This window comes from Mycobacteriales bacterium, from assembly GCA_030697205.1.
In the GTDB taxonomy this organism is placed as follows: Bacteria; Actinomycetota; Actinomycetes; order Mycobacteriales; family SCTD01; genus JAUYQP01.
This window is the reverse complement of the sequence record JAUYQP010000019.1, coordinates 1-12,844: the sequence shown is the minus strand read 5'-3', so window position 1 is coordinate 12,844 and position 12,844 is coordinate 1. Positions and strand designations below refer to the sequence as shown.

Below are 12,844 nucleotides of genomic sequence, written 5' to 3'. Positions count from 1 at the left end.
CGCGGGGGCTCCGGGCGGGCGGCCGGTGGCCGAGCGCGACCCGCTGCCTGCCGCCTATCGTGGGCGGCGTGATCCCCAGCGTCGTGCGCACCCGAGCCGTGCGCGCCGCCGTGGCGGCGGTGTTGATGGGCGGGCTGCTGGGCGCGTGCGGCGGGGGGAGTCCCGAGGCCGCCTCGAGCCCGACCCCCACGCCCGTGCCGCAGACCGAGGCGCCGGTGCCGACGCCGACGGCCTGCCCGGGTGCGGCCGGCAAGGCCGGCTTCGCGTGGCCCAAGGGCGTGCCGGCCGACCTGCCGGTGCCTCCGAGCGGCACCCTCGGCGAGCAGCGGGTGACGGCCGACGGCCTGCAGATCGTGCAGTTCAGCACCACGACGTCGCTGCGCGAGGGCGTGGTCTTCCTCGTCGACAACCTCGCGAAGACCGGTTACACGCTGGGCCGCGGTGACGCCGAGCAGACCGAGGCCGACGCGCCCTTCGTCAAGGCCGACCTGCGCGGGGTCTTCCGCATGATCAGCCGCAGCACCTGCCAGACCGACTGGCTGCTCGCGCTGACCCGGCGCACGACGGGTGGCACCGGCAGCCCGCTGCTGCCGATGCGCCCGGGCGCCGGGAGCCCGTCGCCGCTGCCCTTCGGCTGACCGGTGGACGTCGGGGTCCTGCTGCAGGCGCTGCTGACCGGGCTCGCCTCCGGTGCGGTCCTCGGCCTGGTCGCGCTCGGCTTCACCCTGGTCGCCGGGACGGTGCGCGTCCTGCACCTCGCCCACGGTGACGTCGCGGTCGCGGCGGTCCTCACCGCGGTGCTCGTCGTCGTCGGTCGCACCCCGGTCGCGACGCGGCTCGACGGGGCGCAGGCGGCGGCGCTCGTCACGGTCGCGCTGGCCGTGGGGGCCGCGCTCGCCGCGGCGGTCGCCGTTCTCGTCGTACGCCCTGCCCTTGCCGACCCCAGCCGGGGGCGTGCGGGCGATGCCCTCGCGTGGGTTGCGGGTGGGGTCGCGGCCGGGCTGCTGCTGCGCGAGCTGCTGGGACTGGCGCTGCCACAGGAGGCCTACGCCGTCCCCGACCCGCTGGGGCTCGACCGGCTGCAGGCGCTCGACCTGCCGGGGGGTGCGGTGCTCGCGGGTCGGGTCCCGGCGGTGCTCGTGCTGGCGCTGGTGCTCGGCGTCGTGGCGGAGCGGGTGCTGGTCCTGTCTCGGTTCGGCAAGGCGCTGCGGGCGGTCGCCGACGACGCCGACGCGGCGTCGCTGTGCGGGGTGCCGGCCCGGCGCGTGGTCCTGGTCGCGTTCGTCGCCGCGGGCCTGCTCGCGGGGGTCGCCGGGCTGCTCGACGCCACGGCCAGCGCCCGCGCGGTCGCCGTCGACGACGGGGTGCTGCTCGGCCTCGCGGCCGTCGCGGCGGCGCTGATCGGCGGGCTGGGCAGCCTGCGCGGGGCGCTCGCCGGCGGGCTCGCCGTCGGGGTCGCGAAGTCGGTGGCCGTGACCTACCACGGGGGTGAGTGGGCGCAGATCGTGCCGCTGGGGCTGCTCGTCGCGGTGGTCGCCCTTCGGCCCGAGGGGCTGCGCCGGTGATCGAGCTCGCGCAGGCGCTGTGGCTGCTCGTCGCCGCCCTCGGTCTCGCGCTGCCGGTGTCGTGGGCCCGGCTGCCGGTGCTCGGTCAGGGCGCCTTCGTCGCGGTCGGCGGCTTCGGCACGGCGCTGCTGTCCGAGCACGTCCCCGTCCTCGCGGCGGTCGTGCTGTCGGTGGTGCTCGCCGGCCTCCTCGGCCACCTCGTCGCGCTCGGCGCCGCGCGGCTCGAGGGGGCCACCCTCGCGCTCGGCACGTGGGCGCTGGCGTGGCTGGTCTACGAGGCGCTGCAGGCCTTCCCGGACCGCTTCGGTGGCAGTCAGGGGCTGGTCCGCGAGTCGCCGGCGCAGATCCGCTCGGAGCTGCTCGGCGTCGAGGTCGCCCTCACCCCGGCCTGGCACGTCGGGCTCGCCGGCGGCCTGTGCCTGCTGCTGGTCGGCGCCCTGATCAGGCTCGGCCGTGGCCCCGCCGGACGCGACCTCGCGGCGCTGCGCACCGACCCCGTCCTCGCCGCGTCGCTCGGCGTGCCCGTCGCGGCACGCCGCCGCGCGGTCCTCACCGCCAGCGCCGCCCTCGGCGGGCTGTCCGGCGCGGGCACCTGCCTGCTGCTCGGCCTCGTCGCCACCGAGGACGTCAGCCCGCTGCTGTCGCTGCAGCTGCTCGTCGCGGTCCTCGTCGGAGGCACCGCGACCTGGTGGGGACCGGTCCTCGGCGTCGCGCTGCTCACCGCGCTGCCCGAGGTCGCCGACGGTCTCGCGGACCTGCTCGGCGTCGCCCCCGAGCGCGCGCGGGGTGCCCTGACGGCCGCGCTGCTCGTGGCCGTCCTCGCCGCCCGCGCTCTGCTGCCCGCCCGACGAGCGCGTACGCCGAAGGTCGTCGACCTCCCGCTGCCCGACCCGCCCGGCGAGCGCCCCGAGTGGCGCCACGAGCTGCTGCGCGTGACCGACGCGCGGGTGGCCTTCGGTGCGGTGCAGGCCCTCGACGGCGTCGACCTCGTGCTGCGGGCAGGTGAGGTCCACGCCGTCATCGGGCCCAACGGCTCAGGCAAGTCGACGCTGCTGCGGGTGCTGGCCGGGGAGCTCCCCGGCGACGTGGAGGTCGCCGGGGTGCCGGTGCGCGCGCGGCTTGAGGACCGCGTCGTCGCGGGCGTCGCCCGCACCCCGCAGGCGACTGTCGTACCCGCCGGACTCACCGTGCGCCAGCAGGTCGCCATCGGCGCGCGTGGCGGCTCGCGTCCCCGGCAGGCGGTGCTGCGCCACCTGCTCGCCACGCCGACGTCGCGCCTCGCCGCCGCCGTCCAGCGCCGGGTCGTCGACCGCGCGCTCGCTCTTACCGGGCTCGCCCACGTCGCCGACGCGCCGGCGGCGACCCTCACCGTCGGCGAGCAGCGCCGGCTGCAGGTCGCCCGTGCGGTCGCCACCGGTGCGCCGGTGCTGCTGCTCGACGAGCCCGCCGCCGGGACGACCGCGGGTGAGCGCGGCAGACTGGTCGACGTGCTGCGTCAGCTGGTCGGGGACGGTCGGGCCGTCCTGCTCGTCGAGCACGACATGCGCCTCGTCTCCTCCGTCGCCGACCGGGTCACCGTCCTCGACGCCGGCACCGTCATCGCGAGCGGCCCCCCGGCCGCCGTGCGCGCCGACCCCGCGGTCCAGCAGGCCTACCTGGGGGTGTCGTGAGGCTCCTCCCCGCGCTGGCTGTCGCTGTCGCCCTGACCGCCTGCACCACCGACACCGCCGCGCCGCCAGGAGACACCGCGCTCGTCGTCGTCTCCGCACCGCTGACGTCGCAGCCCTGGATCGGCGACTTCGTCCGGCGCGGAGCGGAGCTCGCCGCCAAGGAGGTCAACGCCGACGGCGGCCGGCAGTTCCGCGTCGAGGTCCTCGACAACGGCGGGTCGCCGCAGCAGGCCGTCGCCAACGCCCGCACCGCGGTCGACAAGGGCGCCGTCGCGCTGGTCACCGACGGCGTCGGTGTGGTCGCCGTCTCCGACGTCACCGATCCCGTCGACCTGCCGGTCTTCGTCGTCTTCGAGGGCGGTGCGTCGATCGTCGACCCTGCGGAGCGGCCGACGCTGTTCCGCCTCGCGCCCGCCAACCGCTTCCTCGCGACCCGCCTCGGCGACTACCTGTCGGAGAAGGCGAAGGTCGTGTCGCTGCTCTCCGACGACTCCTCCTACGGCCGCGAGGGCGCGGTCGCGACCCGCGCCGGGCTGGCCCGCAACGAGGTCCGGCTCGCCACGGACACCACGCTGCCGAGTGGCGACGTGTCGGCGCAGGTCCTGGCGGCCAGGCGGGCCGGGGCGCAGGCGCTGGTGGTGTGGGCCCGCGCCGCGGGGGTCGCCGCGGTCCTGCGCGCCGCGCGGTCCGCCGGGTGGGACGTGCCGGTCTACAGCGGCCCGGCCGGCGAGGACCCGCTGGTGCGCCAGCGGCTCGCCGACAACCCCGACTGGGTCGACGGCCTCGTCTTCGTCAGCTTCCGCATCACCAGCGAGGTCGGGCCCGAGCCGTTCGCGGCCTACCGCGCGGCCTACGAGAAGGCCTACGGCGTCGACGGGATCGGTGTCACGGCCGCAGGCCGCGAGGTCGTCCAGCCACCGGACTGGTCGACGTACTCCTATGACGCCGTGAAGCTCGTCGACGCCGCCCTCGCGACGGGAAAGCCGCTCGTCGAGGCGCTCGAGTCGACCGTCATCACCGGGGCCAACGGCGACGAGCGCGGCTACGGCCCGACCGACCGCGAGGGCGTGTCGCCCGACGACATGTACTTCGCGCGCTTCGAGGACATGCGCTTCGCGCCGGTCACCGACGACATCCTGTCGACCAATCTGCCCACGGTGCCGCAGTAGGTGTGCGGGCGCTACGCGAGCTCGAGGGGCGCGGACTACCTGGCCGGCCACTTCGACGTCGAGGAGCCGCCGGAGGAGGAGCTCGTCCCGTCCTACAACGTGGCTCCGGCCGACCCCGTCTACGCCGTGCTGCAGCGGTCGTCCGGGCGACTGCTGAAGGTGTGCCGCTGGGGGCTGGTGCCGTCGTGGGCGACCGATCCGAAGGTGGGGGCGCGCTTCATCAACGCCCGTCAGGAGACCGTCGCCGAGAAGCCGGCCTTCCGCGCGGCCTACCAGCGGCAGCGCTGCCTCGTGCCGGCCGACGGCTACTACGAGTGGAAGGCCGAGGGAAAGGCCAAGCAGCCGTGGTACCTCACCGCGCAGGACCGCTCACCGCTGGCGATGGCGGGGCTCTACGAGGTCTGGAACCGCGAGCTCTGGACGGTCACGATCGTCACGACGAGCGCCCCCGACGAGCTCGGTGAGATCCACGACCGCACTCCGCTGCTGGTGCCGCGCGAGGCCTGGGCCCGCTGGCTCGACCCATCGGTGCCTGACCCGGGCGACCTGCTCGTCCCCGGCGTGGCAGGCCTTCTCGACGCCTGGCCGGTCTCCAAGGACGTGGGCAACGTCCGCAACGACCGCCCCGGCCTCGTCGACCCGGTCGCGCTCTTCTAGGACCGTCTCCAGAGCAGGGCGCCGTGCGCGAAAAGCAGCAGGACGGCGACCCCGGTGACGGCGAGCGGGCCCGGTCGCAGCGTCAGTCGCTCGGCGACCTCGGGCAGTGCAGCGGGCTCGGCGAAGGACAGCCGGAAGACGGTGCTCCCCGTGCCGGGCAGGTCCGCGCCGAGATAGGGGGAGTACGACGCTGCGCGCGCGCCCGCGGCGGCGCTCGCGACGAGCAGGTCCAGCGCGGCCCGCCGCGCGGAGGCGTCCGGGGCCGACCGCGCCCACTGCGCCCAGGAGGTGGCCGGTGCGGGAGGGGTGAGCGAGCGCGGGTCCAGGGCGGGTACGGCGGTGCCGCTCAGCGCGAGCCGTGCCGGTCCGGCGACCGCCACCGCCAGCTCGACCTGCTGCCCACCGGGCAGGGTGCCGACGAGCTGCGCGCCACCGGCGACGGCCGTCGCGCCAGGGCTCGTCGGGGTCACGCCCTCACCGGTCAGCGACAGGGCGAGGTTGAGCGGGACCGACTGCTCGCCCTGCGTGCGGCCGGCGGTGGCGACCTCGACCCGGGCGGGCAGACCGGCCCCCGCGGCGGGCAGCCGGGTCCCGAGCGGCTGAGCCCCGGGGACGTCTTTGCGCACCGGCCCGGCCGCGACCTCGAGCCGGGCCCGGTCGGTCACGGCCCGCAGCCGCAGCGCGTCGAGCACCGGGGCGAGCGAGGTCGCGGTGGCGTCGGTGCCGGCGGGCAGCTCGGTCGGCTGGACGGTCCTGTTGTCGACGACGACGCGGACGGTGCCGGGGCCCGGGACCGACGCGCCCGGACCGAGGGGTTGCGGCTGGCCGCCGGCGGGGGTGAAGGACGCGGTCACTGCGAAGGGCAGCCGCACCGCCTCGAGGCCCGCGTCGAGGGTGAGCAGCGCGGCCAGCTCCCGCTCGCCGGGGGAGAAGCCCTGCCAGACGACCGCCCCGAACTTCGTCACCGGGGGGTCGAGCTCACCGAGCGTGCGGGCCTGCCGGGCGGGGCCGCGCTCGCGGATCGCGTAGTCGCCCTCGCCGGTGAGCCGCAGCCGCTGCTCGAGCTCGACGACGGCCGGCCGGCCGGAGCCGTCGAGCCGCACGAGGACCACCTCGTCGTTGCGGACCGGTCCCGGTACGAAGGACTGCAGGCACCGGTCCGGCCGGCTGCCGACCGCGCTGCACAGCTCGACGCCCTGGGCGTCGGAGGTCAGCGGCGGCGGGAGCGGCATCGTCGCCGCGGCGGCGGGCGCGGCGGCCGCGACGGTCTGGACGAGCAGCACCGCTGCGACGAGGAGACCGGCAGTGACGCGCACGTCTCGAAGGCTAAAGGGCCGGTGCCTGGGTAGGAGGACTGCAGACGCGCCAGCAGGCGGGTCGACGCTGCATGCGAGGAGGCACGACGTGGACGCCCAGGAAGCCCGGACCCAGCTGGAGCAGGTGCTGCGGGAGCTCGACACCACCGCCGCGACCCTCGAGCGCGAGGACGCCGGCGAGTCCTCGGAGCTGAGCAACGTCGACCAGCACCCGGCCGACACGGCCAGCGAGATCTCCGAGCTGGACCGGGAGAACGCGATGCTCGAGCACGCTGTCGTCCAGCGCTCGGAGATCGAGGCCGCGCTGGCGCGCATCGAGGACGGCAGCTGGGGGACCTGCAGCGATTGCGGGAAGCAGATCCCGGCGGCTCGTCTCGCGGTCCGTCCCGAGGCCGCCCGCTGCGTCGACTGCCAGGCCGCCTTCGAGGCCGCGGCGGCCTGACAGGCTCTACGATCCGGGCGCATGAGGGGTGCTTGCGTCGCACGTCGCACGGTGTCCGCGCAGGTCGCCCTTGTCCTCACCCAGACACCGTCAGCCTGATCGGATGCCCGTCGAGCTGGCCGAGCTGGTCGTGCTCGACGCGGCCGCGCTGCAGGCCTGGCTGCTCGCGCACCACGAGACCTCCCCGGGGGTGTGGCTCGCGATCGGGAAGAAGGGCGGCACCGTCACGACCGTGACGTGGCAGGAGGCCGTCGACGAGGCGCTGTGCGTCGGGTGGATCGACGGGCAGACGCGCAAGCGCGACGAGCACGCCGCCTGGATCCGCTACACGCCGCGGCGGGCCCGCAGCATCTGGTCGCAGCGCAACGTCGCCCACGTCGCCCGGCTCGAGGCGGAGGGCCGGATGCAGCCCGCTGGCCGCGCTGCCGTCGCGGCCGCCCACGCCGACGGCCGATGGGCCGCGGCCTACGCGGCGCAGTCCGAGGCCGAGCTCCCGGCAGACCTCGCCGCCGCGATCGCCGCTGTGCCCGCGGCACAGGCGATGCTCGACGTGCTCACGAAGGTCAACCGCTTCGCCCTCATCCACCGCGTCGGCTCGGTGAAGCGCGCCGAGACCCGCGCGCGCAAGATCGAGGGGTACGTCGCGATGCTCGCGCGTCACGAGTCGATCCACCCGCAGCGGGCCCGGCCGCTGGCTTCCGGGTCGTAGGTCAGCTGCCGATCTCGCCGCTGCGCATCCGCCACGCGTCGGTCACGAGCTCGCGCAGGCGCCGCCGCCCGAGCGTCGGCAGCCGCACCAGCACCAGGGGCCATCCGTCGTACGCCGGGGTCGTGAAGAACAGGTCGGGCTCGCCCTTGAGCAGCGCCTGCTTCTCGGCCTCGTCGCCGACGTAGAGGACCGCGACGTCGGTGCGGATCGTGCGGGGTCGGCCGGGCTCGCGCTCCGGGTAGGACCAGCAGAAGCCCTTGCCCGCGACCCGGAAGTCGAAGCCCTCGCTGTCGATCTCGACGACGCCGTCGAGCGCAAGGGCGAGCTCCCGCACATCGTCGGCGTCGGCCACGGTCCCCCCTTCGTCGCGAGGTCGCCGACGCTACCCACGCCCTCCGACGCCCCCGCCCCGCAGTCCTGCCCCCACCCCCGCTTGTACGCGGCTGTCGGCGCTACCGGGCTCCGTAGAGCCGACAACCGCGTACAAGCGGAAGGGGGTTGGCCCGGAGCGGGAGGTGGGCGGGTCAGGGGCGGCGGGCGGAGGCGACGAGGTGGAGGCCGGTGGACTCGCCCTCGCGGCCGGCGGCCAGGGCGAGCTCGGTGCGGACCAGCGTCTCGAGGGCCTCCTCGCCGCCCTCGGTCATAGCCCGCTCGACCGCGGCGACGGACAGGACGGACCGGGGGCGCACCCACTCGACGTCCAGGCCGACCTCGGTGAGCAGCAGGTCCAGCTCCTCGGGCCAGAAGCAGCGGGTGACGGTGCCGTCGTCGGCGGGGACGAGCACGACGTCCGCTGAGGGCACGTCGGCGAGCTCGGCCCAGCGGCCGGAGTCGGCGAGGCGGGCGAGCCCCAGCACGAGGGACTCGACGACGATGAGCAGCCGGCCGCCGGGGCGCAGGACCCTGCGCAGGTCGGCAGCGGACACCTCAGCCGCGAGGCACATCGACAGCGCGCGGCCCTCACCGAGGACGGCGTCGAAGGACTCGTCGGCGAGCCAGTGCAGCGACCGGGCGTCGGCGCGCACGGTCACGAGCCGCCCTGGGCCGGCGACGTACTCGGGGCCGGACAGTCCGTCCGGGGGCAGCACGTGCACGACCTCGTGCCCGGCGGCGACGAGAACCTCGGCGTACGCCGCGACGCCTGAGACGTCGAGGACCCGCGAGGGGGAGACCGGCGCCCACGCGAGCAGCTGCGCCAAGGCGACGCGCTCGTAGAAGCGCCAGTAGTGCGACGCGGGCGCCGGGACAGGGGCGGTCACCTGAGCCTCCTACCCTCGCTGACGTGCCGGTCACACCCGTTCAGACGCCCCGAGGCACCGCCGAGCTCCACATCGACGAGGGCGAGCGCGGGTGGCTCGTCCTCGGCCACGGAGCCGGCGGCGGCGTCGACGCCCCCGACCTGCTGGCAGCGCGAGGCGGCGCGCTCGCCGCCGGGTGGGGCGTCGTGCGGGTCCAGCAGCCGTGGCGGGTCGCCGGCCGGCGGGTCGCCGAGCCGCCGCCACGGCTCGACGAGGCGTGGCTCGCCGCCCTTGCCGGTCTCACGGGCCCACTGGTCCTGGGCGGCCGCAGCGCGGGGGCACGGGTCGCCTGTCGCACCGCGACCGAGCTGCAAGCCGTCGCCGTGCTGTGCCTGGCCTTCCCCCTGCACCCGCCGGGCCGCCCGGAGCGCAGCCGGCTCGACGAGCTGCGACGTCCGACGGTGCCCCGCCTGGTGGTGCAGGGCGACCGGGACGCGTTCGGCGTACCCCTGCCCGAGCCGGGGATCGAGGTGCACCTCGTCGCGGGGGCCGACCACGCGATGCGGACCCGCAAGGCCGACGGGCGCAGCGCGGCGGAGGTCAGCGCCGAGATCGCGACGCAGACGGCGGTGTGGCTTCAGACGCTGACGTAGACCTCGGACGCGACGTCCATCCCGATCGTCACCGTCACCCCGTCGACCTCGAGCGACAGCACAGGGTCCGCACCGTCCTCGGGCGTCGTCACGACGACCCGCTGGCCCGGCAGGAGCCGGCCGGCCTCGAGCTCGCGCATGTGGTCGAGCTGGGTCTGCAGGTGCTCGTCGATGCGCCGCACGGTGCAGGACCCACCGGTGGGCACGGTCGACAGCGGCTGCAGCGGGCCGGGGTCGACGACGTTGGCCGAGCCCGGGATCGGGTTGCCGTGCGGGCAGGTGCCCGGGTCGCCGAGCAGCTTGACGAGGTGCTGCTCGAGGTTGGGGCTGATGGCGTGCTCGAGCCGGCAGGCCTCCTCGTGCACCTGCGACCACGGCACCTTGAGGATGTCGACGAGCAGCAGCTCGGCGAGCCGGTGGCGGCGCAGGACCGACGTGGCGTACTCCCGACCGGTCTCGGTCAGGTGCAGCACGCGGTCGCTGTCGAGGGTCACGTAGTTCTCGCGCTCGAGCCGCTTCACCGTCTCCGACACCGCCGGCGCGGAGACACCGAGGCGCTCAACGATGCGCGCGCGCATCGGGACGATCCCGGACTCCTCGAGCTCGAGGATCGTCTCGAGGTACTGCTCGACTGCCGGGTGGTGGCCTTCCATGCCCCGAGCGTACGGCGGTGGCCGACCGGCCGCGCGTGGCCGTGGCGTGGATGCCTCCGACGGGCGACCGCACGCACTAGCCTCACGCGGATGTCGTCGGGGGCCGTCGCGCGAAGGCGACGGCGAGTGTCCCCGGCCGTCGTCGAGGGGCTGCTCGCCCTGCTCGGTGGGATCGTGCTCGCGGTCCTCACGCGCCGCCCCCAGGACCTCTCCACCGCGGTCGCGGGCGCAGACGCGCGCGACCCGGTCCTGCTCTCCTGGATCCTCGCGTGGCCGGCGCACGCGCTGACCACCGCCGACCGGCTCTGGGACGGCAACGTCTTCGCGCCGCTCGACAACACGCTCGCGTTCAGCGATCCGCTGCTCGGCTACCTCCCCTTCGGGCTCGTCGGGGAGGGTCCCGGAGCGGCGCTCGTGCGCTTCAACCTCGTGCACCTGTTCGCGACCGCGCTCGCGTTCGCCGGCACGTGGCTGCTCGTCCGCCAGCTCGGCCTCGGGCGGACCGCAGCGCTGGTCGCGGCCGTCGCCTTCGCGGTCAACCCCTGGCGGGTGTCGCAGATCAACCACCTGCAGGTGCTCTCGAGCGGTGGCATCCCGCTCGCCCTGGCGATGCTCGCCCGCGGCCACGGGCTGGGCCTCCGGACCGGCGCGCGACCGGTCCGCCCAGGCTGGGCCTTCGCCGGCTGGGTCACCGCCGCGTGGCACTTCAGCATCGGCCCCGGGTTGGGGCTGCAGCTCGCCTACCTGCTGGCGATCTGCACGGCCGTGGCGCTGGTGCTCGCGGTGCGCACGGGTCTGCGCGACCGGGTCTGGCCGACGCGGCGCCTCGTCGCCGCCGACGCCACGGGCATGGCGGTCTTCCTCGCGGCCGGGCTCCTCCTCGCGATGCCCTTCCTGCAGGCCGTCGAGGACCACCCCGAGGCGCGGCGCGTCATCGAGGAGGTGCGCCTCTACTCGGCCTCGCCCGCCGCGCTCGTCACCGCGCCGGGGGACTCGTGGCTGTGGGGTCGCCGCAGCGCGGAGCTCCGCGAGGGTGTCCTCGGCCTCAACGAGAAGGCGCTGTTCCCGGGCGCCATGGTCACGGCCCTGGCCGGTGTGGGGCTGCTCGCCGGCTCGTGGACGCGTCGGCGCCGGGTCGTCCTGGCCGGATCCGTCGTCGTCCTCGCCGTGTGCGCCCTGGGTCTGACGGGACCGGCGGACGGGCGCTACACCTACCAGCTCCTCTACGACCACCTGCCCGGCTGGCAGGGCGTCCGCACGCCCACCCGGCTCGTCACGACGGCCTGGCTGGGCCTGGTGCTGCTCGCGGCCCATGGCGTGACGGTGCTCCTGTCCCTGCTGGAGGACCACCGCGGGCGCAGAGGCCGACCGGCCGACCGGTCGGCCGGCGTCGCCCTCTCCTTCGCGCTGGCCGCGGTGGTCCTGCTCGAGGGCCTCGACACCGCAGGGCTGACGCCGGTCCGGCCACCGCCCCAGTCGGTGTCCCTGCGCGAGCTGCCGGGATCGGTGCTGGTGCTGCCGAGCGAGGACCACCTCGACCAGGACGTGATGCGCTGGAGCACCGACGGCTTCCCGCAGGTGGTCAACGGCGTCAGCGGGTTCCCGCCGCAGCTGCAGCTCGAGCTGCGCGACGCGGCCGCCCGGCTGCCCGACCCGACCGCCCTGGAGCGGCTGCGCAGCGAGGGCGTCAGGAGCCTGGTGATCCTGCCCGCGCTGCTGCCCGGGACGCGCTACCAGCAGCTCGACATCAGTGCGCTGGCCGCGCTGCCCGGGGTCTCGGTCGACGTGCGGGGCGACGCCGTCGTGGTCTACCTCGGTGTCACGTCCTGACCGCTGGGCGACTGCTGGGCACAGGTCGCGGGAATCGGCCTCCCGGGGTGCGTGTTGGACCCGTCACCGGAGCACGCCCACCCCGTCAGCACTGGAGGACCACCCGCGATGGCGACACGCAGGGCCGTCCGAGCGGCGGCGCGGCCGGCTCCGCGGACACCGACGACCCGACCCGCGGGCCGGCTGGCTACAGGCGGGGCGAGCACCGGATCCGTCGTACGTCCTGCGTCTGTAGAGTCGGCGTCCGATCCGGAGAAGGCGGTGAGCACGGTCGAGCAGGAGACCAGCGAGGAGCGCAGTGCGCGCTTCGAGCGCGACGCCCTGCCCTTCCTGGACCAGCTCTACGCGGCCGCGCTGCGCATGACGCGCAACCCCGCCGACGCCGAGGACCTGGTGCAGGAGACCTTCGTCAAGGCCTTCGCCGCCTTCCACCAGTTCCAGGAGGGCACCAACCTCAAGGCGTGGCTCTACCGGATCCTCACCAACACGTTCATCAACACCTACCGCAAGAAGCAGCGCCAGCCGCTGCAGTCGCCGACCGACGAGATCACCGACTGGCAGATCGCGGCGGCCGAGGCGCACACGTCGACCGGGCTGCGCAGCGCCGAGATGGAGGCGCTCGACCACCTGCCGGACTCCGACGTCAAGGACGCCCTGCAGAAGCTGCCCGAGGACTTCCGGATGGCCGTCTACCTCGCCGACGTCGAGGGCTTCGCCTACAAGGAGATCGCCGAGATGCTCGACATCCCGATCGGCACCGTCATGAGCCGCCTCCACCGGGGAAGGAAGGGGCTGGAGAAGCGGTTGCACGACTTCGTGACCGAACAGCACCTCATCACCACGGAGGCAGGGTCATGAGCGACGAGTGCGACGACCTCCTGCACGACCTCGACCACCTCCTCCACGGTGAGCTGCCGGCCGACCAGGCGGCCGCGCTGAAGC

At 75.3% G+C, this 12,844-nt stretch carries 14 protein-coding genes; 10 read left to right on the top strand and 4 right to left on the bottom strand.

Annotated elements, in window-relative coordinates; all coding sequences use genetic code 11:
- The 5 genes from Q8R60_06885 to Q8R60_06865 all read left to right on the top strand — a co-directional run.
- Nucleotides 1-638 (top strand): hypothetical protein (locus Q8R60_06885; protein MDP3712192.1); only part of this gene is annotated, 638 nt, incomplete at its 5' end.
- A gap of 3 nt (nucleotides 639-641) precedes the next feature.
- Complete coding sequence (locus tag Q8R60_06880) at nucleotides 642-1,565, top strand: hypothetical protein (protein ID MDP3712191.1); 924 nt, start codon at nucleotides 642-644, stop codon at nucleotides 1,563-1,565.
- On the top strand, nucleotides 1,562-3,235 hold the full coding sequence (locus Q8R60_06875; protein ID MDP3712190.1) for an ATP-binding cassette domain-containing protein: 1,674 nt from the start codon (nucleotides 1,562-1,564) through the stop codon (nucleotides 3,233-3,235). The genes Q8R60_06880 and Q8R60_06875 overlap by 4 nt, the downstream gene beginning before the upstream one ends.
- A complete protein-coding gene (locus Q8R60_06870) occupies nucleotides 3,232-4,404 on the top strand; it encodes an ABC transporter substrate-binding protein (protein ID MDP3712189.1) in 1,173 nt (390 codons plus the stop codon). The genes Q8R60_06875 and Q8R60_06870 overlap by 4 nt, the downstream gene beginning before the upstream one ends.
- Nucleotides 4,405-5,061: an SOS response-associated peptidase gene (locus Q8R60_06865; protein ID MDP3712188.1), complete on the top strand. Its 657-nt coding sequence runs from the start codon at nucleotides 4,405-4,407 to the stop codon at nucleotides 5,059-5,061.
- Here Q8R60_06865 and Q8R60_06860 read toward each other — a convergent pair.
- Nucleotides 5,058-6,377 (bottom strand): hypothetical protein, encoded by a 1,320-nt coding sequence (locus tag Q8R60_06860; protein ID MDP3712187.1) that lies wholly within the window; start codon nucleotides 6,375-6,377, stop codon nucleotides 5,058-5,060. The genes Q8R60_06865 and Q8R60_06860 overlap by 4 nt on opposite strands.
- A gap of 88 nt (nucleotides 6,378-6,465) precedes the next feature.
- Between Q8R60_06860 and Q8R60_06855 the strand changes: the two genes are divergently transcribed.
- Both Q8R60_06855 and Q8R60_06850 read left to right on the top strand, forming a co-directional pair.
- Complete coding sequence (locus tag Q8R60_06855) at nucleotides 6,466-6,819, top strand: TraR/DksA C4-type zinc finger protein (protein ID MDP3712186.1); 354 nt, start codon at nucleotides 6,466-6,468, stop codon at nucleotides 6,817-6,819.
- A gap of 103 nt (nucleotides 6,820-6,922) precedes the next feature.
- The gene (locus Q8R60_06850; GenBank protein ID MDP3712185.1) at nucleotides 6,923-7,528 is read left to right on the top strand and encodes a YdeI/OmpD-associated family protein; all 606 of its coding nucleotides are present in this window, start codon (nucleotides 6,923-6,925) and stop codon (nucleotides 7,526-7,528) included.
- Nucleotide 7,529: 1 nt separating this feature from the next.
- Here the strand turns inward: Q8R60_06850 and Q8R60_06845 are convergent, their stop codons facing one another.
- Together Q8R60_06845 and Q8R60_06840 are read right to left on the bottom strand one after the other, a co-directional pair.
- Nucleotides 7,530-7,880, bottom strand: coding sequence for an MmcQ/YjbR family DNA-binding protein (locus Q8R60_06845; GenBank protein ID MDP3712184.1), 351 nt, complete (start codon nucleotides 7,878-7,880; stop codon nucleotides 7,530-7,532).
- Between the two features lie 172 nt (nucleotides 7,881-8,052).
- A complete protein-coding gene (locus Q8R60_06840) occupies nucleotides 8,053-8,787 on the bottom strand; it encodes a methyltransferase domain-containing protein (protein MDP3712183.1) in 735 nt (244 codons plus the stop codon).
- 23 nt (nucleotides 8,788-8,810) lie between these two features.
- On the opposite strand from Q8R60_06840, the gene Q8R60_06835 reads away from it, so the two are divergent.
- Nucleotides 8,811-9,419, top strand: coding sequence for an alpha/beta hydrolase (locus Q8R60_06835; protein MDP3712182.1), 609 nt, complete (start codon nucleotides 8,811-8,813; stop codon nucleotides 9,417-9,419).
- Here Q8R60_06835 and Q8R60_06830 read toward each other — a convergent pair.
- Nucleotides 9,404-10,072, bottom strand: a complete 669-nt coding sequence (locus Q8R60_06830; protein ID MDP3712181.1) for a metal-dependent transcriptional regulator — start codon at nucleotides 10,070-10,072, stop codon at nucleotides 9,404-9,406. The two genes, Q8R60_06835 and Q8R60_06830, sit on opposite strands and share 16 nt — an antisense overlap.
- Before the next feature lie 126 nt (nucleotides 10,073-10,198).
- Between Q8R60_06830 and Q8R60_06825 the strand changes: the two genes are divergently transcribed.
- Both Q8R60_06825 and Q8R60_06820 read left to right on the top strand, forming a co-directional pair.
- Nucleotides 10,199-11,902 (top strand): hypothetical protein, encoded by a 1,704-nt coding sequence (locus tag Q8R60_06825; GenBank protein MDP3712180.1) that lies wholly within the window; start codon nucleotides 10,199-10,201, stop codon nucleotides 11,900-11,902.
- 183 nt (nucleotides 11,903-12,085) lie between these two features.
- Nucleotides 12,086-12,760 carry a sigma-70 family RNA polymerase sigma factor gene (locus Q8R60_06820; protein ID MDP3712179.1) on the top strand — a complete coding sequence of 225 codons (675 nt, stop codon included), beginning with the start codon at nucleotides 12,086-12,088 and terminating at the stop codon, nucleotides 12,758-12,760.
- Nucleotides 12,761-12,844: the final 84 nt, after the last annotated feature.